Here is a 19,510-nt window from a genome sequence, read left to right as displayed (position 1 = left end):
GGCAGGTCAGGACTGTGGAGCGCACTCCAAGGGGTGCGAGTCCGGGTACGTGGGATCCAACGCGCGACTGATCATGTAGAACACATCCGGATCACGCGTCAGACCCATGTGCGACGCCGTGTTGCCGGGGCAGATGTCCTGGACCCACTCGTTCTTCACCTGGCCGGTACCGCCGTCGTTCAGGAAGGTTCGCTCCGGAGGCGTCACGACCTCGTCCTTGCGGGTTGCGATCACGGTGTACTCGACACCGGGCATGACTTCGCTACCGGCGTTGAGCTTCTTCAACAAGGGCGAACCGATGAGCTGTTGTGTGCCCGCGATTCCGAACACCAGTTGCGACGTCAGATCGCGGGGAAGCCCGAACGATGCCGCGAGGAGGTACAGCTGCTGCAGCCCGTTGAAGCTGGTTCCGTGGTTGGTGGCGCCGAGAGTGATGACCTGGTTCACCTTGCTGCGCGACGCGTCGGATGCATCGGCACCACCGTTGAACTTGAGGTACTGCCGCGAGACCGTGCCTCCCTGCGAATGTCCGACGAGATCGACCTGGGAAGCGCCGGTGCTCGACAGGACCAAGTCGACGAATTGGCCGAGCTCGCTCGCTGACTGCTCGATGTCGTCGATTCCCCAGACGAGGCGACTGTGGTCCCACATCACCGGCATCGCGCCGTAGTTGAGAGCGAACACGCAGTAGCCCTGACCAGCGAGCTCGGGCGAAAGTTTCGGCCAGCTCTCCTGCATGTCGGTGTCGGTTCCGTGGACCAGGATGACCGGGCGAGGATGCGCTTCGGAGGGCTTGCACGAGAAGTCGTTCGCGCCTTCGGGAGGCGTACCCATGCGCTCCAGGGACAACGGCTCCGGTTCGACTCCCGGCTGCGCGGACGCAGTCGGTGCGCCGATCACAGCAGCGAGTCCGACCAGGGCACACATTGAAACGAGTGCACGTAGTGACCGCGTCGTGAAGAAAGCTCGGCCGCGTCGTACGCATGCGTTCAACTGCTTGCTCCTTGTTGGTTGGTCCACTGCGGTTCGTCCATCCCCTGCAGTTTGCTTCAGGTCGCTTCGACCAGTTCTGTGTCCAGCAGAAGCGCGTCCGATGCCGTCATCGGAGAGAGCGACAAGTGTCGCCCGTCGGATCGGCACATCTACCCAGCATTACGAGACATGCGGGTAAATGCAAATGGCTACCAGCCGAAAGTGTGATATTTCAAGCCTCCACGCACCTCACCGGCATGCGCGGCAACCGCTCGTGCCCATTGGCCGCGTGAAACTTTGGTGACGAATGAGGGAACCAGAGGATTTCCCAGTATCAGTAGCGTCCACCAGTAAGCGACCCGCCGAACGCTGACCGGAGGGCAGCCTCGGGCGCGGTATTCGCCCTGCAGCCTCGCGAATCCGTACCCCAGCTTGTAGGACTGCCGAAGCAATGGCCGCAACTCTTCGCGCAGCCTGTAGGCGACCTCGGCCACCGGTAGGAATCCGAAGGTGTACCCGGCCAATTGTGCTCGCCAGCAGAACTCGACGTCCTCGCTGGCGTGATAGGAGGTGTCCATCCCTCCCAGGTCACGCCACACGCCCGTCCAGGCCCCCATGCTGGCGCCGATGGCGTGAGGCAGAAACGTGGTCCGTCCCTGCCGCTCGGCGGGCATGGACGGCGTCCAGGACATTGCCTTCGCGGTGTTGATTCCCGCGGTCTCCACAGCCGTTCCGACGACGTCGAAATCCTGCGCGAGGCCGACAAGTGAACTGATCCAGTTCTCGTGGACTATGTCGTCCGCATCACAGAAGGCGAGAAATTCGCCCGACGCGTGCCGTGCGCCGCAGTTTCGGGCGAACGACACACCTGCCTGCTCGGAAGCGTCGATGTACTGAATTTTCATACGAGTATTGAGCGAATGGTCGGATATGTGGCGCCTCAGTAAATCGCCGACTCCGTTGTCGGCTACTACGACTTCGAATTCCCCCGAATAATTTTGCTGTGCCAATCCGTCGAGTTGTTCGTCGAGTTGGCTGATAATTCCATTCATCGGAATTACGACGGAAACAGTCGGGCGAACAGTTCGGTGCGCGTCGATTGTCATATCGACAGCATAAAAGAAAACTGCTCAGGCGGAACTGGACGCCTGACGGTAACCGCGGATGGCCGGGTAGAGGAACACGATCACCAGACCGAAGGACCACGCGAGAGTCTGCAGGACGGGCGTCAGTGTCGGTCCGCCCAGAGCGAAGGCACGCATCGCATCCACCGCACACGACATGGGCTGCGCTGCAACCACAGGCTGCAGCCAAGTCGGGTACGCCGCCACCGGCACGAACCCGGAGTTGAAGAAGAGCAGCAGAGTGCACAGAATCGAGACCAACTCGACCAGCGGCGCGTCTCGTGACACGGTGGCCAGAAACGTCACCAGGACCGCGAACCCGATCCCGAACGCGATGGGTAGAAGCACGAGGCCCAGTCCGGCCAGCAAGCCCTGGTTGAGCCGGAATCCGAGCGCGAACCCCATGGCGATGATCACCAGCGTGGTCACGAACACACGCACGGCCTCGGCCATCATCCGACCCACCAATCCGGCTGCACGGTGGGTGGGCAGAGTCCAGAAACGCGGCAGCAACCCGTTCATGCGTTCTTGCTTGAGGCCCACTGCACTGACGATGGAGCCGAACATTGCGCCGATGAGCACGATGAGAGGCACCTGGCCGTACACGGCGGGCTGCCCGGTGGCCATCGAAATCGAGTCCCCGAGTACCACTCGGAACATCAGAAGCATCAATGCCGGGTAGAGCATGGCCTGAATCATGGTCGTAGGGTCTCTCGACCAACGCTTGAGCAAGCGAGTGCACTGGATGGTGCTGTGGACGAACAGAGCACGTGCCGACGACTCCGGCAGCATCGTCGTGGGCTCCGGAAACCCGAACGTCTCACGGGTAGCGGCGCGCGGCTGAATGTCGGTCATGATCAGTCTCTCCGTCGCAGGCTCGCCCACAGGGCAAGTGGAACGAGCACAAGGGTAAGGCCGACGATCCAGAGAACGGCGGGGAGCACGACCGACAGCTGGACCGTCCCGTCGGCCATGTCCCTCATCGCTGCCGCGAACTGTGAAATCGGCTGATTACGCACGAACGGGCGAATCCACTCGGGAAAGCCGGACTCCGGAACGAACCCTGTCGACGCCATACCCAGGATCAACTGCGGCAACGTCAGCGCCTGACTGGTGGCTTCCGGGCTCTTCGAGAGAGTTCCGATCGCATCGGCGCCGAAGGACAGCACGGTACTGATTGCCAGCGCCATGGCGCCGAACATGACGGCCTGGTCGAACCCCGCGCTGAATCGAAACCCGATGACGTGCCCGTAGATCAGAGCGGCAGTCAGAGTCACCGTCGACCGGAGGAACGCACTCGTCATTCGTGCCATGAGAGGAGCGCCGATGACGACCGGCATGGTCTTCAGGCGGGTGGACAGACCCGTCAGGGTCTCCGTCGAGGCTCGCTGCGCCGAGGAAATCGCAGTGAACGCCATTGCCTGCAGAACGATGATCGGCATGAGGAACTGCGCGTAGTCGATCCCCTGGAACTGCATGACGAACTTCAGCGGCAGGAAGAAGCCCAGCGTGAAGATCAGGGGTGCGAGGACTGCGATGAACAGCTCACCTTTGCGGACCATGGTTCGGACTGTCCGCGCGGTGAGGACTTTCCACTGTACGAACCCCGAGGGCTCGAAACGAGCCTTGGCACGGGTGCGGCCGGTCGGCGTTGCCGAGGTCGAGGCAGCAGCCACCGTCGAGTCTCGAGAAGTCGTGGTCACTGCGTGGCGGCGGTGTTGGAGTGGCCGGTCAGGGAGAGAAAGACGTCGTCCAGAGACGGCCGGCGCAGTGCGATGTCCGCCAAGGGAATGCCTGCATGGTCGATTCGACGAAGAACCTCGGACAAAGTGGCAGCACCGTCCGGAGCAGGGATGGAGACGCGGTCTGCGCCGGGCGCGAGTTCCCGTGCCACGACGCCGGGCACCAATTCGCCCAGAATCCTCACAACCTCCGGCAGGCGATTCGGATCGACCGGGACAACTTCACAGAAGTTGCCTCCCGTCATCGCCTTGAGCTGATCCGACGTTCCCTCCGCGATCACCGTTCCCTTGTCGATGACGATGATGTTGTCGCTCAGAACGTCGGCTTCCTCCAGGTACTGCGTGGTGAGCAGCACGGTGATGCCCTGCGCTTTGAGTGCCTCGACCAGTGACCAGACGCCCTGACGGCTGCGCGGATCCAGCCCCGTCGTCGGTTCGTCGAGAAACACGACCTCCGGACGAACGACCAGACCACATGCGATGTCGATGCGGCGGCGCATTCCACCGGAGTATCCGCGCACCGGTCGTTTGCCGGTGTCCGCCAGGTCGAATTCCTCGAGCAACGCGTGGGCGCGGGCCTTCGACGCCTTCTTGTCCAGGCCCATCAGTCGACCGAACAGCTCGATGTTCTCCCGTCCGGACAGAGTGTCGTCGAGGGCGGCGTACTGGCCCGTCATCATGATGGACCTGCGGACCGCAGGTGCATCGGTCACGACGTCGTGGCCCGCGACGAGTGCCCTGCCGGTGTCCGGTTTGATCAGTGTCGCCAGAACTTTGACCGTGGTCGTCTTACCAGCGCCGTTGGGGCCGAGTATTCCGAGAACGGTCCCCTTGGGAGCCGAGAAGCTGATGCCTCGGAGGGCGTGCACGTCGTCGAAAGATTTGTGGACGTCTTCGACCAGTACAGCTACGTCCTCGGGAAAGGGCATCGATACTCCGTGCGGTCGGTGGTGCAGTCGGATTCTTCGGAAGGCGAGATTCGGTGAGCGCGTACCCGTCAGTTCAATCCAGGCACCGGACCGAAATGTTACCTGCCGGGAAAGATGGCGATTTCACATCGCTCACGACCACTCGATTCCTATTTCGTCCTCGACGTCCAGTTCGCGGCACAGTGATCGAATGCCGCTGTAGTCCTGGACGAGGTGATCCCGGCTCCCGTCGTCGACGATGTCTCGAAGCATTGTCTCGAAGCCGTCGACCTTCTCGGCTCGAAGAATAGCTTCCCACGTCGAGAAGTCCGTGCCCGAGAACGCTCTCATGCCCTGGGCGAGGCCGTCGAGGAACACTCTCCGATCGCCGTCGTCCAGTGTGCCGAAGACGATCTTGGCCATCTCGTCGGCGATCGAGGCATGGCAGTACTCGTCGCGATTGTGGAGCTTCACCGTTGCGCGATTCACCGGTTGGATGATGTCGTCGTCCTCGATCAAGTCCAGGTAGGAGGTTATCGAGATCTCCGCGACAGTCGTGTACGCGAGGGCGCTCAATGCAGCAGCTCCGGAGTTCGCCGCACCGAGCTGCGCGGCGCGTTGAGCACGGACTGTCGCGCTGAACGGGAGTTGTCGCTCGGGCATCGCCCATCCGCGCTGACGACGGGTGAGCGCGCTCGCGTTCAGATGCATGAGGGTGTGGTACTGCTCGTCGACCATCGCCTGCGTGACAGCGATCGCGAGGACGTCACCCATTCCGGTGTCGAACACGTCCTGGGCAAGGAGTGAGAAGCCCGGATTGACCACGTGCTGTTCCACGTCCATGACGTTCTTGTTGAACGCGATCCAGCCCCAGGCCCGGATCCGTTTCCGCTTCTCGTCCGGCAGCGAGAGGTACACGTCGTGTTCCGCAAACGGGATCAGAGCTTCCGGGAAGTCGTGCTTGGCATGATCGAACAGGTCGTCCAGATCGGGTTCGGGCTTCTTGACCGTGGCCCGATTGGCCCAGTTGCCGGCCAGCCTCGACACGATCGCGCTCTCCACTGGATCATCCGGGTCGAACTCGGGCAGTGATGGATTGTCGATCATGACCGGTTCTCCTCACGTCCTTGTTCTCGCACGATACCGAAGAGTGCAGCGCAGAGAGCCGCGTATCCGGCGGGATCGGGTAGGCCCGACTCGGCGCGATCGAGGAACTTCTCGAAGTCAGGCACTACGCCGTCCTCGACGACCGAATTCAACTCGGACATCGCCGACGCCAGCGCGGACCGCGCGGTCACCGCATGGGGGTTTCCGGATTGCACATCCCAGTAGACCTCCGGTTCACCGCCCGTCACCCGAGCCAGTAATGCCAGGGCGGTACGAGCAGGGGGAGGGGCGAGAGCGTGCACGAGCGCCGGGTCGACGTCGAGCGAGGCGAGAGCAGATCCGAACGCCAGCACAGCAGCGTGGGTCAGAGCCTGCGTTGCGGCAGCCACCCGGTCGTGCTCGTCGGCGTTCACTCGCACGATCAGCCCGCCCCACGTTTCGAGACGAGCAAGAAATTCGCCGACGCGGGGGCCGTCCCGGTGGACGACCGCCGCGACAGGGCGTCCGTCCATCCCGAGGGACGGAGCGAACATCGGATTGATACCGAGCACGGAGGCCTGCGTCCACCGAGCCTCGACCGAGGAGGCGAATCGGGACTTCACCGACAGTGTTTCGACCAGCAGTATGTCCCGGCCGGAATCCGGTACCTGCGCGGCAAGAGCTACCGATTCCGGGACCGCCAGGACGACGACGGTCGTCGACGCCAACAACTCGCGGAGAGTGTCGTCCGGATCGACGATGTTGCCCTGCACATGGTCACAGCCGTGCTGCGGATCGCCGGTTGCGTCGACATCCACGGTGACGACGGACAGCCCGTCGGAGACGAGGAGCCCGGCCAGAAGGGTGCCGACGGCTCCACGGCCACCGACCACGACAGCGTCATACGACTTCATTCGTCGAGTATCACCGCTGTCGGCTCGCGGCGGAGATCCAGATGGTGATGTCCGCGTGGACGACCTCGACTCCGGCGCTGTCGCGAATCGACACCGGCACGACGACGTCCGAACCCTCCGTGACGGTTGCCCAATCGGGTGAATCGAGCAGGGCTACCGCGGTCAGTGATGTGGTGGCCTTGGTCAGATAGCGCACCGTCATCTCCTTCGGGATCCAGCGATGCGTCGGTGGCACCGTCGCTTCGGCGAGCATGCCCATGGCCACCTCGGCGAGATTGCACGCGGCGATCGCGTGAAATGTGCCCAAGTGGTTCCTGATTCCCCACCACTTCGGGGCAGTCACCTCGCAACGACCTGGCTCGAGGGACTTCACGCGGGGGAGGACGGATCCGAAGTACGGGACCCTGAGACACATGCCGATGGAGAAGATCGTCTGCCCGACGACGTTGTCGGGGAGCTTCTTCCACAGGCCGTAGGTAGTACCGGTGGCGGTCATACTCGCATCTTACTGCCGAGTAAGGTGCGAGCGGCGAATGCGCATCGAGAGGGATTTGTGCTCCGGCGCGGTCTACGGCATACTGGTCGGGTTGCCTGGACACGGGACGCGCTTTCGTGCGGCCTGCGCCAGGTAAGAGCAGAACAGGACCAGCACTCCGCGTGAGTGCGTTCGGTTTGCCGGCTCGGAGATGAAGGAACGCCTCGCGCACCCGGTCATCGAAGAAGAGCAAGCGGAAAGAAGTGTCAGTAGAAATACGACACGCCCGACCGCGTGGACCGGAGAACCATGACAGATGAACAGCGGCAACGGATCGGGTCTTTCCTGATCGCCAACGTTCGGTTCGTCGTGTGAGCACGAGGGCAGTTCGAGTCTCTTCGGTTTTCGCCGAGCGGCTCGGGGACTGTGCAGACGAGGTGGAGCAGGCCACGAGGCCGGCTTCACGACAAGCGGCAAGAAAAGGACACTAAGCGTGGCGGGACAAAAGATCCGCATCAGGCTCAAGGCCTACGACCACGAGGCGATCGACGCGTCAGCGCGCAAGATCGTCGAGACGGTCACCCGTACGGGTGCCCGCGTCGTCGGACCGGTGCCGTTGCCGACCGAAAAGAACGTGTACTGCGTCATCCGTTCGCCCCATAAGTACAAGGATTCGCGCGAACACTTCGAGATGCGTACTCACAAGCGGCTCATTGACATCCTCGACCCGACGCCGAAGACGGTCGACGCGCTCATGCGCATCGATCTGCCTGCCAGTGTCGACGTCAACATCCAGTGAGCGCGGAGACAACGATGACTGATAACAAGAATCGGCCTGCCACAGGCATTCTGGGCACCAAGCTCGGAATGACTCAGGTCTTCGACGAGAACAACCGCGTCGTTCCCGTGACCGTGATCAAGGCCGGACCCAACGTGGTCACCCAGATCCGCACGCAGGAGCGCGACGGCTACAGCGCCGTCCAGGTCGCCTTCGGCGCGATCGATCCCCGCAAGGTGAACAAGCCGACCACCGGCCAGTTCGAGAAGGCAGGCGTCACGCCTCGCCGCCATGTCGTGGAGATCCGCGTCGCCGACGCCTCGCAGTTCGAGGTCGGCCAGGAGCTCACCGCTGCAGTGTTCGAGGACGGCGCTTTCGTCGACGTCACCGGCACCAGCAAGGGCAAGGGCTTCGCAGGCACCATGAAGCGCCACGGATTCAAGGGCCAGGGCGCAAGCCACGGCGCCCAGGCCGTGCACCGTCGTCCGGGATCCATCGGCGGTTGCGCCACTCCCGGTCGCGTCTTCAAGGGAATGCGTATGTCCGGCCGCATGGGTGGCGACCGCGTTACCACGCAGAACCTCTCGGTCCACAAGGTGGACAGCGAGAACGGTCTGCTCTTGATCAAGGGAGCAATCCCGGGCCGTCGCGGCAATGTCGTGATCGTCAAGTCTGCATTGAAGGGTGGTGCTCGGGCATGACCAGCCTCGAGAAGAAGACCAACCTGACGCTCGACGTCAAGGAAGCCGGCGGCAAGACCAACGGCACCGTCGATCTCCCCGCCGAGATCTTCGATGCGCCTGCCAACATCGCGCTTCTGCACCAGGTCGTCGTGGCTCAGCTCGCTGCTGCTCGTCAGGGAACTCACTCCACGAAGACTCGTGGCGAGGTTCGCGGTGGCGGCAAGAAGCCGTACCGGCAGAAGGGCACCGGCCGGGCTCGTCAGGGCTCGACTCGCGCTCCCCAGTTCGTCGGCGGAGGCACGGTCCACGGACCGCAGCCGCGCGACTACAGCCAGCGCACCCCGAAGAAGATGAAGGCAGCTGCACTGCGCGGCGCCCTCTCCGATCGGGTTCGCAGCGAGCGTCTGCACGTGATCACCGAACTGGTTGCCGGACAGACTCCGTCGACCAAGGTCGCGAAGTCCTTCCTCGGTGAGATCTCCGATCGCAAGAAGCTTCTTCTTGTTGTCGGCCGCGAGGACGTTGCAGCGTGGAAGAGCGTTCAGAACCTGGACGGCGTGCACCCCATCGCACCCGATCAGCTCAACACGTACGACGTGCTCGAAGCCGATGACGTCGTCTTCAGCGTGGAAGCGCTGAACACGTTCATCGCAGGGCCTGCGAAGAACGAGGAGGGAAGCAAGTGACCACCATCGCCGATCCCCGCGACATCCTGCTTGCACCGGTCATCTCCGAGAAGTCCTACGGACTGATCGAAGAAGGCACCTACACCTTCCTGGTGCACCCGGATTCGAACAAGACGCAGATCAAGATTGCCGTCGAGAAGATCTTCGACGTCACCGTGACCAGCGTCAACACGCAGAACCGTCAGGGCAAGCGCAAGCGGACCCGCACCGGTTACGGCAAGCGCAAGGACACCAAGCGCGCGCTCGTGACGCTCTCCGCCGACAGCAAGCCCATCGAGATCTTCGGAGGTCCGGTCGCGTAAGCGACTGGGACTCTTCGGATATAAGGACGAGAAGACTCATGGCAATCCGTAAGTACAAGCCGACCACTCCGGGCCGCCGCGGCGCCAGTGTCTCCGATTTCGCGGAGATCACTCGCAGCACGCCCGAGAAGTCGCTGATTCGCCCCCTGCACGGTCGCGGTGGACGTAACGCACACGGTCGTATCACCACCCGGCACAAGGGTGGCGGTCACAAGCGTGCATACCGTCTGATCGATTTCCGTCGCAACGACAAGGACGGCGTGCCGGCCAAGGTCGCTCACATCGAGTACGACCCCAACCGCACCGCCAACATCGCACTGCTGCACTACGCAGACGGCGAGAAGCGCTACATCGTCGCCCCCAAGGGCATCGCTCAGGGTTCGCCCATCGAGCAGGGTGCAGGCGCCGACATCAAGCCGGGCAACAACCTGCCGCTGCGCAACATCCCGACGGGTACGACCGTGCACGCGGTCGAGCTTCGTCCGGGCGGCGGCGCGAAGATGGCACGTTCGGCCGGCGCGAGCATCCAGCTCCTCGGTAAGGAAGGCCCCTACGCGACGCTGCGTATGCCGTCCGGCGAGATCCGTCGCGTCGATGTGCGCTGCCGCGCAACCGTCGGCGAGGTCGGCAACGCCGAGCAGTCGAACATCAACTGGGGTAAAGCCGGCCGTATGCGTTGGAAGGGCAAGCGCCCGACCGTTCGTGGTGTCGTGATGAACCCGGTCGACCACCCGCACGGTGGTGGCGAGGGCAAGACCTCCGGTGGACGCCACCCGGTCAGCCCCTGGGGACAGCCTGAAGGCCGTACCCGCAAGAACAAGGCGAGCGACAAGCTGATCGTCCGTCGTCGTCGTACCGGCAAGAACAAGCGCTAGGAGGGAGTTCAGAATGCCACGCAGCCTGAAGAAAGGCCCGTTCGTAGACGATCACCTCCTCGCGAAGGTTGACGTCCAGAACGACAAGGGAACCAAGCAGGTCATCAAGACCTGGTCCCGTCGATCGACAATTCTCCCCGACTTCATCGGTCACACCTTCGCCGTCCACGACGGTCGCAAGCACGTGCCGGTGTTCGTGTCCGACTCGATGGTCGGCCACAAGCTCGGAGAGTTCGCACCGACCCGCACGTTCAAGGGTCACATCAAGGACGACCGGAAGGCGAAGAGGCGATGAGCAACACCGAAACCGCCAACCCGACTGCCAAGGCCGTCGCGAAGCACGTCAGCGTCACGCCCATGAAGGCTCGTCGCGTCGTGGATCTGGTTCGCGGGCGCTCCGTCGAGGACGCGCTCAACATCCTGAAGTTCGCGCCGCAGGCAGCCAGCGAGCCGGTCGCCAAGGTGATCGCCTCCGCAGCGGCCAACGCAGAGAACAACCTGGATCTCGACCCCAGCACGCTGATCGTCGCGACCGCGTTCGTCGACGAGGGCAAGACGGGCAAGCGTTTCCAGCCGCGCGCTCAGGGTCGTGCTTTCCGGATCCGCAAGCGCACCAGCCACATCACGGTGATCGTCGAGAGCCTGCCCAAGACCGGCGGAACAAGTCGTAACCGTCGTAAGGGCCAGGCGTCCAAGGAAGGGGCTCAGTAGTGGGTCAGAAAATCAACCCGCACGGCTTCCGCTTGGGTATCACCACTGACTGGAAGTCGCGCTGGTACGCAGACAAGCAGTACTCGGAGTACGTCAAGGAAGACGTCGCCATCCGCAAGCTCCTCGCCACCGGCATGGAGCGCGCAGGTATCGCGAAGGTCGAGATCGAGCGCACCCGTGACCGTGTTCGCGTGGACATCCACACGGCACGTCCGGGCATCGTCATCGGTCGTCGTGGCGCCGAGGCCGACCGCATCCGCGGAGCTCTCGAGAAGCTGACCGGCAAGCAGGTCCAGCTGAACATCCTCGAGGTCAAGAACGCCGAGTCCGAGGCTCAGCTCGTGGCCCAGGGTGTAGCAGAGCAGCTCAGCAACCGCGTCGCTTTCCGTCGTGCAATGCGTAAGGCCATCCAGTCGGCCATGCGTCAGCCGAACGTCAAGGGCATCCGTGTCCAGTGCTCCGGCCGTCTCGGCGGCGCCGAGATGTCTCGCTCGGAGTTCTACCGCGAAGGCCGTGTGCCCCTGCACACCCTCCGTGCGGACATCGACTACGGCTTGTACGAGGCAAAGACCACCTTCGGCCGTATCGGCGTGAAGGTCTGGATCTACAAGGGCGACATCGTCGGTGGCCGTCGTGAACTGGCCGCTGCTGCACCTGCTGCAGGCAACGATCGCCCGCGCCGTGAGCGTCCCTCGCGTCCGCGTCGTTCCGGTGCTTCGGGCACCACCGCGACGAGCACCGAGGCAGGCCGTGCGGCATCCGCAGAGGCTCCGGCCTCGACCGAGCCGAATCAGGAGGGCTGACGATGTTGATCCCACGCCGGGTCAAGCACCGGAAGCAGCACCACCCGAAGCGATCGGGTGCGTCCAAGGGCGGCAACCACGTGACGTTCGGTGACTACGGCATCCAGGCTCTCGAGCCCGCCTACATCACCAACCGTCAGATCGAGGCCTCCCGTATCGCGATCACCCGCCACATCAAGCGTGGCGGCAAGGTCTGGATCAACATCTTCCCGGACCGTCCGCTCACCAAGAAGCCTGCCGAGACCCGAATGGGTTCCGGTAAGGGTTCGCCCGAGTGGTGGGTCGCGAACGTCAAGCCGGGTCGCGTGCTCTTCGAGCTCTCGTTCCCCGACGAGGCCGTCGCACGTCAGGCCCTGACGCGCGCAATCCACAAGCTGCCGATGAAGGCACGCATCATCACCAGGGAGGAGCAGTTCTGATGGCTACCGGAACCCCAGCCGCAGAGCTCCGCGAGCTCACCGGTGAAGAGCTGGTCACCAAGCTGCGTGAGTCGAAGGAAGAGCTGTTCAACCTTCGCTTCCAGATGGCTACCGGCCAGCTGGACAACAACCGTCGACTGCGCACCGTTCGTCACGAGATCGCGCGCATCTACACCGTCCTGCGTGAGCGTGAGCTCGGTCTGGCCACAGGTCCTGCCGACGACACTGCAGGTGACGCGGCATGAGCGAGGAAAAGACTGTGACTGAAGGACGCAACAACCGCAAGACCCGCATCGGATACGTCGTATCCGACAAGATGGAGAAGACGATCGTGGTCGAGCTGGAAGACAGGGTCAAGCACCCTCTCTACAGCAAGGTCATCCGTCGGACCACCAAGGTCAAGGCACATGACGAGAAGGGCGACGCCGGCGTAGGCGATCGCGTTCAGCTCATGGAGACCCGCCCGCTGTCCGCCACGAAGCACTGGCGACTGGTCGAGGTCCTCGAAAAGGCCAAGTAAGCATTCACTGCTGCGAAAAAGCCCACTTCCCTTCGGAAGTGGGCTTTTTCGTGTTTCGCTGCTTCGGACTCCGCATCAGCCCCGCGCGATGAGCAGAACCTCTTCTTCGGTCGGCGGACTCTTCGGGTGGTATGTCAGGCAGAGGGGAGTGGCGGTGCGACGGAACTCCGTCCCTTCGATCGCGGCGTAGAACTGCCCTGCGGGCAGGCGCCCGACATCGGGAACATGTCCTCCCTTCACCCGCGCCATCTCCTTGGCGGCCTCCACGTGGGACGGGCTGTTGAGCAACCCGTAGAACTGGGTCGACGCGTTGCCGGCTATGCGGTTGTGCAGCCCCTTCGGAGACTGAGTGGCGTACACGAGCCCCAATCCGTACTTCCGCGCCTGCGACGCGAGGGCCAAGGTGCTCTGCGTTGCCGGGGTCGATCGATCCGATGGCGCGAAGTTCTGAGCCTCGTCCATGACGAACAACCCGCCCAGGGGGCGATCGCCTGCCGGATTTTTCTTGATCCACGCGAACAGCCCCATTTGAAGCTGGTTGACGAAGCTGTGCTTTTGTTCGTCGGTCGTCAAACCCGAGAGGTTGATGACCGAGACCCGAGCCTTCTTGCCGTCGGCTGGTGTCAGTAACACTGCCGGGTCGATCGGCGTTCCCGAGCCCGCGAACATCGGATCGTTGGCCGACGCAGCCTTCAGGTTCTCCGCGAGGCCTGCGGCGATGCGCACCGCGTCGCGCATCTCGCTCGCGTCCTCGGGAAACTCTTCGAGCAGGTCGATGAAGTCCCCGAGTGTGCCTCCTCGAGAACGCCTTCCGAAACCGTCCAGCGCTTGGCGCAGGACGGCTCGTCCGTGCCTCGCCTTCTGTGAGGAACCCATGACCCCCGCGGCGGGTTCGAGCGCAGCCAGCGCAGACTCGACGGAGGCATCGAATTCGTCCGCGTCACCGACAACGCTGGCGAAGTCGGGGAGCGGCTGAAAACTCAGCGGGCGACCCGCTGACTTGCGAGGCGTCCACACCACGATGTCGGTGTTGCGTAGGTAGGCGTCGGCCTTGTTCTCGTCACCGGGCGGCCAGGTTCGTTCATCCGAGGGCCAGGGCGTACCGAGCCGGGCCAAGTCGTTGTTCACGTCGAGAACGATTGCCGAGACACCCTGCAGGGCACATTCTTCGATCAGTCTCCGTATCAGCACCGTTTTTCCCGATCCGGAGCCGGCGAAGATCGCGGTGTGCTTGCGTAGCGCTTCGAGTGGGACCGTGACGTCGGCATTGGTACTGGTTTCCTGGCCGATGACGATCTTGTTCGGTTCGGTTGCAGAGCGGTCTCGAGGAGGAACAGCGTCGGCCGCCGCTGTATCGACAACGGCCGTTCCGTTTCCGTCAGCGGCGGCGGGCGGTGCGATCAGTGCAGTCTCGTCGTCGACGACACTCACTTCGGGGAGAACCGTCCGGAACAGATCTATGGAGTGCGCCGGTTTCCGGGCGAGGAGCCACGACGTCAGGGCAGGCGCGTTTTCCGCAAGCAGGACGCCCAACGCGGTCAGCGCACGTCGATCGTCGTCGCCGAGTCGAACTTCGACTCCACCGGCGCGTCGGAGCGCAGCGATGGTTTGCGCGGTTTTCGCCCCGGACGGCCACGGCTCGTTACGAATCAGGATCAGCCGTCTCCGCGGCATGTCGATGTGAAGTCCTGCCGTGGTGACGGCGCGTTCGACGCGAGCGAGTGCAGCCCGAGCGTTGGGAGACGTGACGGCGCGGAAGCACCAGTGCTCCTCGTCGTCGGTGTCGGTGTCGACGGTATGACGAAGGCGAGCGTGCAGGGCGGGCTTGCCACTGGGCGGAGGATCCTGAGCGAGACTGTCGTCGGAGCTCTGATGTTCGTGAATCCACGCGGTCAAACCGGAGGTCAGCAGGGCGGGTACGACTGAATCTTCGCTGTCGGGCGACAACGGCACGGACACGTCGGCGTTGTTCACCAGGTCCGCATAGTGCTCGTCGAGAGCCAGGAGCTCGCTCGCAGGAGCGACCAACGTGGTTGCCGTCGCCCCGCTCCGGTCCGCAAAGCTGGTCAGTTCCGACGCCGTGGCTGTGTCGAGGCAGTGGCGAATGTGCCGATCCACCGCGATCAGAAGTTGGCGCGGCGTGAAGTCCGGGGCCTGTTCGAATGCCTCGGGAGCGACCGGCCACGTCGGATGAGGAGGCGCGAAGCCCGCCTCGTCGAAGCACGCCGCGAGACGTCGGCCCAGAAGCAGACGGCCGACCTCCGACGACGGAATCGGCTTGAGCGGTTGCATGACCCGGAAGCGATCCTGCACCGGCGCCACGCCGCGCGCCGCGATCAGCTCCCACGCACTGGACAGCGCCGACAAGATCGACGCCGTTCGAGGCAGGGTCTCGCGTAGGGACATCAGGCCGTGAGCGAGGTGCTCGACGACCTTGTCCTCCTGTGCTTCGGCGAATGCCTGATCGGTTCCGGTCCTGGCCTGCGCAACGAGCGTGTCGATCTGGTCGATCGCCAACACCGTGGGTCCGGTGATCGCAAGCAAACGCGAGATGTTCTCCGCAATACCCTGGTGGCCGAGCTCGGCCCGGCGAATACCCCACTCGGAGAATTCTTCGGGATCGACGTCGTCGATGGACTGCAGGTACGCATCGCCCAGATCCTGGACGGACGAGTCGGGTGCGATGGACAACACGAGCGCTCGCAGCGTGTGCTGCGAAGTACGACGATGCCGAGGATGCGCCTTGTACAACGCAGTCACGAACGCGTTCAACGTATCTGCGTCGATCATCGACTCGCCCATGACCTTGCTGCGCTCTGAATCGGCCAGTCCGGCGATGGCGGTCAATCGCCTCAACAGAAGTGCGAGCTGGCTGTCCGACCCATCGCCCGACGGCCGCATCAGGTCGTCCAACATGCCCATGAGCGTCGACCGCCAGAATGCTGCGGCGTCGAGGAGCCGGATGAGGAAGAAATACCCGCCCTTCGCCTGAACTTCCTCCCGCACCTGACCGAGGAGATGAGTCTTACCGGAGCCGGCAGGACCGCGAACCACGACGCCGAGCGGGCTGGCATCGTCCGAGTGCACGGCATCGTCGTAGGCACGCATGACTTCGGCGAACACCCGCTCGTGCATGCCAGGGACATGAACGTTGGACTGCGATCGCCAGACATCGTCCGGTGTGGGCGCCCAGCTCAGCCTGACCGACTCGAGCGCTCGGATCTGTTGGTCGGCGGTCACAGCTCGATCTCGATCAGGTGATTGCGCTGGTTGCCGACGACGACGGCTGCGGCGTGATCTTCTGCGGTCAACGTTTTCTGATTCTCCTCGGGAATGAGCGATACATCGGGGGCTCGGCGAAGCCGCGCCAGGGCCGCGTCGAGCGCGTCTCGGGGGATGTCGGACAGCTCCGGTCGAAGGCGCGACAAGCGGACCGCGGTGCCAGGTTCCCTGACCAGCCGCGCATACACCTCCCGGATCCGTGTTTCGACCTCGTGATCCGTCGGTGCGTCGCTCGCCGTCGTCGACGCAGCCGCGGCACGAGGCGAGAAGATCTCGGCGGGCCGGGTGTCGGATTCGTCGAACCAGCGACGCAGGCCTGCGAGAACGGTGAAGAGTGCCTTTCCCGGCCCCGACGAACGAGCGGGAGGCGCAGTGCCCATCAGATCAGCACACGCCTTCCAACCCTTGTCGGTCAACTCGAGCGTCATCGACCTCCCGGCACGGCCCACTTCGATGAGGCCCGACTTCGTCAACTTGTCGCGAGAGGCCTTCTTCAGCTCGGGCCCGAGATTGTTCAGCTGTGGATTGGGTACCGCGGTGGCTTCGGCCATGAGAACGAGGAGTACGGCTGCCTCGGTGCCAGTCAGGTCGGCGGTGCTCATCGGTCAATTCCCTCTCGATCGTCGTGCTGTCACTACTCGGCGGATGGCCGCCACCACTTGTTGTGGGTCGGATACGACATAAGCATTTGTGAAACGCAACACGACGTAACCGTGAGTCTGAAGTTGATTGTCGCGCAAGCGGTCCTGCGAGAATCGAACTGCCGCACGGTGTTCGTCACCATCGATCTCGACCACGACCTTTTCGGCACGCCAGAGTACGTCGACGGTGAACGGTTGCGACAGATCGGAGAGTTTGACCGAACGATTGTGTTCGCGACCTGTAGCCCAGTCGGAGGCGTCGAGCATCCGGTACAGCGTCGTCTCGGGCACGCTGCCCGGGTGCGGGCTTCCTTCGACTGGGGGATAGCCGAGCGGCCGGATTCGATCCACGACGGTGGACACGGTGTCCGAGACCGCGGGCGCCGCCACTCGAACGGTGGGGAATCGGTCGACGGTGTGTGAGCCGGTGCCCGTGAGCCAGACCCCGAGTCGTCCGTGTGCGCACAGCCATTCGGCGGCGGTGGCGACCTCGGTGGGGTCGTGAGAGTCCGTCACGTCGACCACCAAGGCGCATGCATCACGACCATGGGCGGCAGCGATGATTCCTGCCGCTCCCTCGGCCCGTGTCTCGATCGGAAACGCGAGCGGCCGCGGTGGACTCCCGACGACGGCGGCGTCGGCGAGAGCTGCCAGGTACGGTCCGAAATGTGGCCCCGACGCAGCGACTCTGCGTGCAGCGAGTCGCGCGGCGTGCCGGTCGAGGAGCGACGAACCCGAACTCGAGCCTGCGTCGGGAAGCCAAAGCGACGTCAGTTGTACCGCAGCCGATTCCAGCGCGTTGACTACCTCGCCGACGATCGAGGGCGCGGAGGAGACACGGACGGACGACAACGAATAGAACGTCACCGCAGGCGCGGGCGGCGGAAGCGGATCCACCGACTCTGCGAGGCTCCGGTACGTCGAGCCGTGGAGCCGAGTGACCCTGTCCAGCGGTAGAGTCCGCCACCAGTCAGTGTCGTTGTCGCGCGCTGCAGCCGGCAATTCGATCAAGCACGACCCCCTGGTGCTTCGGACTTTTTCCCCACTCCGTGAACCGTACCGAGATATCGGTTTCGGTGCCCACCGCCACCGGTCACCGACCGAGCAGACCACCCAACGCCCCGCCGACCCCCGCCTGCTCTCCGCTTCCGCTGCCACCGATCAAACCGCCCGGAGGCTGTTCCGACGGTTGAACCACGACGAAACCCTGGCCGCCGAACTCCAGGGTGAACCGCTCGCCGGTGCTGCGCCCGATCAATGTCCCGAGCCCGAAAGAATCGTTCTTCTTCACACGGGTGGACAAGCTCGACGACCAGGCAACCGCGGCTTGCGGGTCCGCGAAAGTGGGCTGATCCACCTGGAGAACCACCGGCACACCGTCGGTCGTGATCGCTATCCGCCCACGCCCGGTGAACACACAGTTGAAGAAGCCGGCGTTACCGCCGGACGCAGCACCTTGAACGCGTTTGACGTCGTAGGACAGGCTGGATTCGAACGCCAGCACGTTGGCGCCGTTGATCGTGAGGCCGTCGGTACCGTCGAGGTCGATCAGATGGACGTCCTGAGCCGCGTTGGCGAGAAACAGATCCCCGCGGCCCGAGACTTTCATCAGTGGTACGCCCTCTCCGGACAGCGCCTGCTTCAGCGCACGGCCGAGCCCGCCGGATCCTTTGGCCTCGAACTGAAGATCGCCTTGGTAGGCGACCATCGAACCAGCCCTGGCCATGATCTCGCCGTTCATGCCGACGCGACACATCTTGCTGCCTTGCTTCTGGATACCCGCCCCTGGCACTTCCGCGTGGGCGGGTGCGAACAATTCGCTTCTCATGGGGAGGTGTCCTCCTGATGTCGGGGTCGGGGTCGGGGTCGGAACTGTGATCGGGGCGGGACTCGGGGGGTCGGCCGGCGCGCTGTCGTCGTCGATGGTGATCCCGAACGCGGTCGCGACACCGGCCAAGCCGTCGGTAAAGCCTTGCCCGACGGCACGGATCTTCCAGGCGTCACCGCGTCGGTAGATCTCGAGGCACACGAGTGCATTCTCGGCGCCCAATGCGTCGGCCGGGTACGTGACGACGGTGGTCCCGGTGGAGTCGACGACACTTGTCTCGACGGGCCCGGAGGCAGCAAACGTCGGTGCACCGGTGCCGTCGAGCGAGGCAGTGATGGCCACTGTGTCGACACCTGCGGGAATTCGTTCGGGTTCGACGGTGATCCGGTGCCCGCTCGGGTCCCGGTGGTACTGCACTCCGGGGCCGGAAGGCTGGTTGTAGAAGATCAGGTCGTCGTCCGAGCTCACTCTTCCGCCAGCGCCGAGCAGCAGTGCCGATACGTCGACTGTCGCTGAAGTTCGGAGCGTGACAGTCAACGTCCCAGGGGGAGCGGGGCAATTCTCCCCGCGGGCGAGGGTCTTCACGTGTTCCAGTGTGCACGACGTGCGGCGCGGCCCACAGGCGCAGGCCGCCACGCGTCGGGTTACCCGGAGACGTAGTGGATGCGTACGTGTCGACCAGCCACGATTTGGATTCGATCCGGTGCGTCCCCTACACTTGACCGGTTGCCTGTGGCAGCGGTGTGCCTTCGTGCGCCCGC

Annotated in this window: 23 protein-coding genes; 11 read left to right on the top strand and 12 right to left on the bottom strand. The window is 63.8% G+C overall.

Annotated elements, in window-relative coordinates; genetic code table 11:
• Positions 1–6 precede the first annotated feature (6 nt).
• The 8 genes from BH95_RS09240 to BH95_RS09205 all read right to left on the bottom strand — a co-directional run bounded on the left by BH95_RS09240 (position 7) and on the right by BH95_RS09205 (position 7,242).
• Positions 7–927, bottom strand: coding sequence for a lipase family alpha/beta hydrolase (locus BH95_RS09240; RefSeq protein WP_020111169.1), 921 nt, complete (start codon positions 925–927; stop codon positions 7–9).
• Between the two features lie 254 nt (positions 928–1,181).
• A complete protein-coding gene (locus BH95_RS09235) occupies positions 1,182–2,078 on the bottom strand; it encodes a glycosyltransferase (protein ID WP_052059978.1) in 897 nt (298 codons plus the stop codon).
• A gap of 24 nt (positions 2,079–2,102) precedes the next feature.
• On the bottom strand, positions 2,103–2,951 hold the full coding sequence (locus tag BH95_RS09230) for an ABC transporter permease (protein WP_027498700.1): 849 nt from the start codon (positions 2,949–2,951) through the stop codon (positions 2,103–2,105).
• A gap of 2 nt (positions 2,952–2,953) precedes the next feature.
• Positions 2,954–3,799: an ABC transporter permease gene (locus BH95_RS09225; RefSeq protein ID WP_027498699.1), complete on the bottom strand. Its 846-nt coding sequence runs from the start codon at positions 3,797–3,799 to the stop codon at positions 2,954–2,956.
• The gene (locus BH95_RS09220; RefSeq protein ID WP_020111164.1) at positions 3,796–4,767 is read right to left on the bottom strand and encodes a daunorubicin resistance protein DrrA family ABC transporter ATP-binding protein; all 972 of its coding nucleotides are present in this window, start codon (positions 4,765–4,767) and stop codon (positions 3,796–3,798) included. The genes BH95_RS09225 and BH95_RS09220 overlap by 4 nt, the downstream gene beginning before the upstream one ends.
• 132 nt (positions 4,768–4,899) lie before the next feature.
• Positions 4,900–5,853 (bottom strand): AurF N-oxygenase family protein, encoded by a 954-nt coding sequence (locus BH95_RS09215; RefSeq protein WP_020111163.1) that lies wholly within the window; start codon positions 5,851–5,853, stop codon positions 4,900–4,902.
• Entirely contained in the window at positions 5,850–6,746 is an 897-nt protein-coding gene (locus BH95_RS09210) for a prephenate dehydrogenase dimerization domain-containing protein (protein ID WP_020111162.1), read from the bottom strand. Before BH95_RS09210 ends, BH95_RS09215 begins: the two co-directional genes overlap by 4 nt.
• A 10-nt stretch (positions 6,747–6,756) precedes the next feature.
• A complete protein-coding gene (locus BH95_RS09205) occupies positions 6,757–7,242 on the bottom strand; it encodes a hotdog fold domain-containing protein (protein WP_037181634.1) in 486 nt (161 codons plus the stop codon).
• A gap of 472 nt (positions 7,243–7,714) precedes the next feature.
• On the opposite strand from BH95_RS09205, the gene rpsJ reads away from it, so the two are divergent.
• Genes rpsJ through rpsQ form a run of 11 tightly spaced genes read left to right on the top strand, consistent with a single transcriptional unit; the run spans position 7,715 to position 12,998 of the window.
• Positions 7,715–8,020, top strand: coding sequence for a 30S ribosomal protein S10 (rpsJ, locus tag BH95_RS09200; RefSeq protein WP_003938093.1), 306 nt, complete (start codon positions 7,715–7,717; stop codon positions 8,018–8,020).
• A gap of 14 nt (positions 8,021–8,034) precedes the next feature.
• Entirely contained in the window at positions 8,035–8,700 is a 666-nt protein-coding gene (rplC, locus tag BH95_RS09195; protein WP_026347512.1) for a 50S ribosomal protein L3, read from the top strand.
• The gene (gene rplD / locus BH95_RS09190) at positions 8,697–9,368 is read left to right on the top strand and encodes a 50S ribosomal protein L4 (RefSeq protein WP_019663545.1); all 672 of its coding nucleotides are present in this window, start codon (positions 8,697–8,699) and stop codon (positions 9,366–9,368) included. Before rplC ends, rplD begins: the two co-directional genes overlap by 4 nt.
• A complete protein-coding gene (gene rplW / locus BH95_RS09185) occupies positions 9,365–9,670 on the top strand; it encodes a 50S ribosomal protein L23 (protein WP_019663546.1) in 306 nt (101 codons plus the stop codon). The genes rplD and rplW overlap by 4 nt, the downstream gene beginning before the upstream one ends.
• Before the next feature lie 38 nt (positions 9,671–9,708).
• A complete protein-coding gene (rplB, locus tag BH95_RS09180; RefSeq protein ID WP_019663547.1) occupies positions 9,709–10,545 on the top strand; it encodes a 50S ribosomal protein L2 in 837 nt (278 codons plus the stop codon).
• 13 nt (positions 10,546–10,558) lie between these two features.
• Complete coding sequence (rpsS, locus tag BH95_RS09175; RefSeq protein WP_008718309.1) at positions 10,559–10,840, top strand: 30S ribosomal protein S19; 282 nt, start codon at positions 10,559–10,561, stop codon at positions 10,838–10,840.
• Positions 10,837–11,256, top strand: coding sequence for a 50S ribosomal protein L22 (rplV, locus tag BH95_RS09170; RefSeq protein ID WP_019663548.1), 420 nt, complete (start codon positions 10,837–10,839; stop codon positions 11,254–11,256). The genes rpsS and rplV overlap by 4 nt, the downstream gene beginning before the upstream one ends.
• Positions 11,256–12,059 carry a 30S ribosomal protein S3 gene (gene rpsC, locus BH95_RS09165; RefSeq protein WP_019663549.1) on the top strand — a complete coding sequence of 268 codons (804 nt, stop codon included), beginning with the start codon at positions 11,256–11,258 and terminating at the stop codon, positions 12,057–12,059. The genes rplV and rpsC overlap by 1 nt, the downstream gene beginning before the upstream one ends.
• A 2-nt stretch (positions 12,060–12,061) precedes the next feature.
• On the top strand, positions 12,062–12,478 hold the full coding sequence (rplP, locus tag BH95_RS09160) for a 50S ribosomal protein L16 (RefSeq protein WP_019663550.1): 417 nt from the start codon (positions 12,062–12,064) through the stop codon (positions 12,476–12,478).
• Positions 12,478–12,723, top strand: a complete 246-nt coding sequence (gene rpmC / locus BH95_RS09155) for a 50S ribosomal protein L29 (protein ID WP_019663551.1) — start codon at positions 12,478–12,480, stop codon at positions 12,721–12,723. Before rplP ends, rpmC begins: the two co-directional genes overlap by 1 nt.
• Positions 12,720–12,998, top strand: coding sequence for a 30S ribosomal protein S17 (rpsQ, locus tag BH95_RS09150; protein WP_019663552.1), 279 nt, complete (start codon positions 12,720–12,722; stop codon positions 12,996–12,998). Before rpmC ends, rpsQ begins: the two co-directional genes overlap by 4 nt.
• Before the next feature lie 75 nt (positions 12,999–13,073).
• On the opposite strand, the gene BH95_RS09145 is transcribed toward rpsQ, so the two are convergent.
• The 4 genes from BH95_RS09145 to BH95_RS09130 all read right to left on the bottom strand — a co-directional run bounded on the left by BH95_RS09145 (position 13,074) and on the right by BH95_RS09130 (position 19,334).
• The gene (locus tag BH95_RS09145; protein WP_037144520.1) at positions 13,074–16,238 is read right to left on the bottom strand and encodes a helicase HerA domain-containing protein; all 3,165 of its coding nucleotides are present in this window, start codon (positions 16,236–16,238) and stop codon (positions 13,074–13,076) included.
• On the bottom strand, positions 16,235–16,882 hold the full coding sequence (locus BH95_RS09140) for a hypothetical protein (RefSeq protein WP_020111159.1): 648 nt from the start codon (positions 16,880–16,882) through the stop codon (positions 16,235–16,237). The genes BH95_RS09145 and BH95_RS09140 overlap by 4 nt, the downstream gene beginning before the upstream one ends.
• Before the next feature lie 3 nt (positions 16,883–16,885).
• Positions 16,886–17,932: an endonuclease domain-containing protein gene (locus BH95_RS09135; RefSeq protein WP_037181630.1), complete on the bottom strand. Its 1,047-nt coding sequence runs from the start codon at positions 17,930–17,932 to the stop codon at positions 16,886–16,888.
• Positions 17,933–18,014: 82 nt separating this feature from the next.
• Complete coding sequence (locus BH95_RS09130) at positions 18,015–19,334, bottom strand: AIM24 family protein (protein ID WP_037181628.1); 1,320 nt, start codon at positions 19,332–19,334, stop codon at positions 18,015–18,017.
• Positions 19,335–19,510: the final 176 nt, after the last annotated feature.

Source organism: Rhodococcoides fascians A44A (genome assembly GCF_000760735.1).
GTDB classification, from domain to species: Bacteria; Actinomycetota; Actinomycetes; order Mycobacteriales; family Mycobacteriaceae; genus Rhodococcoides; species Rhodococcoides fascians_E.
The sequence above is the reverse complement of the archived record's forward strand: the minus strand, read 5'-3'. Positions and strand labels throughout refer to the sequence as shown.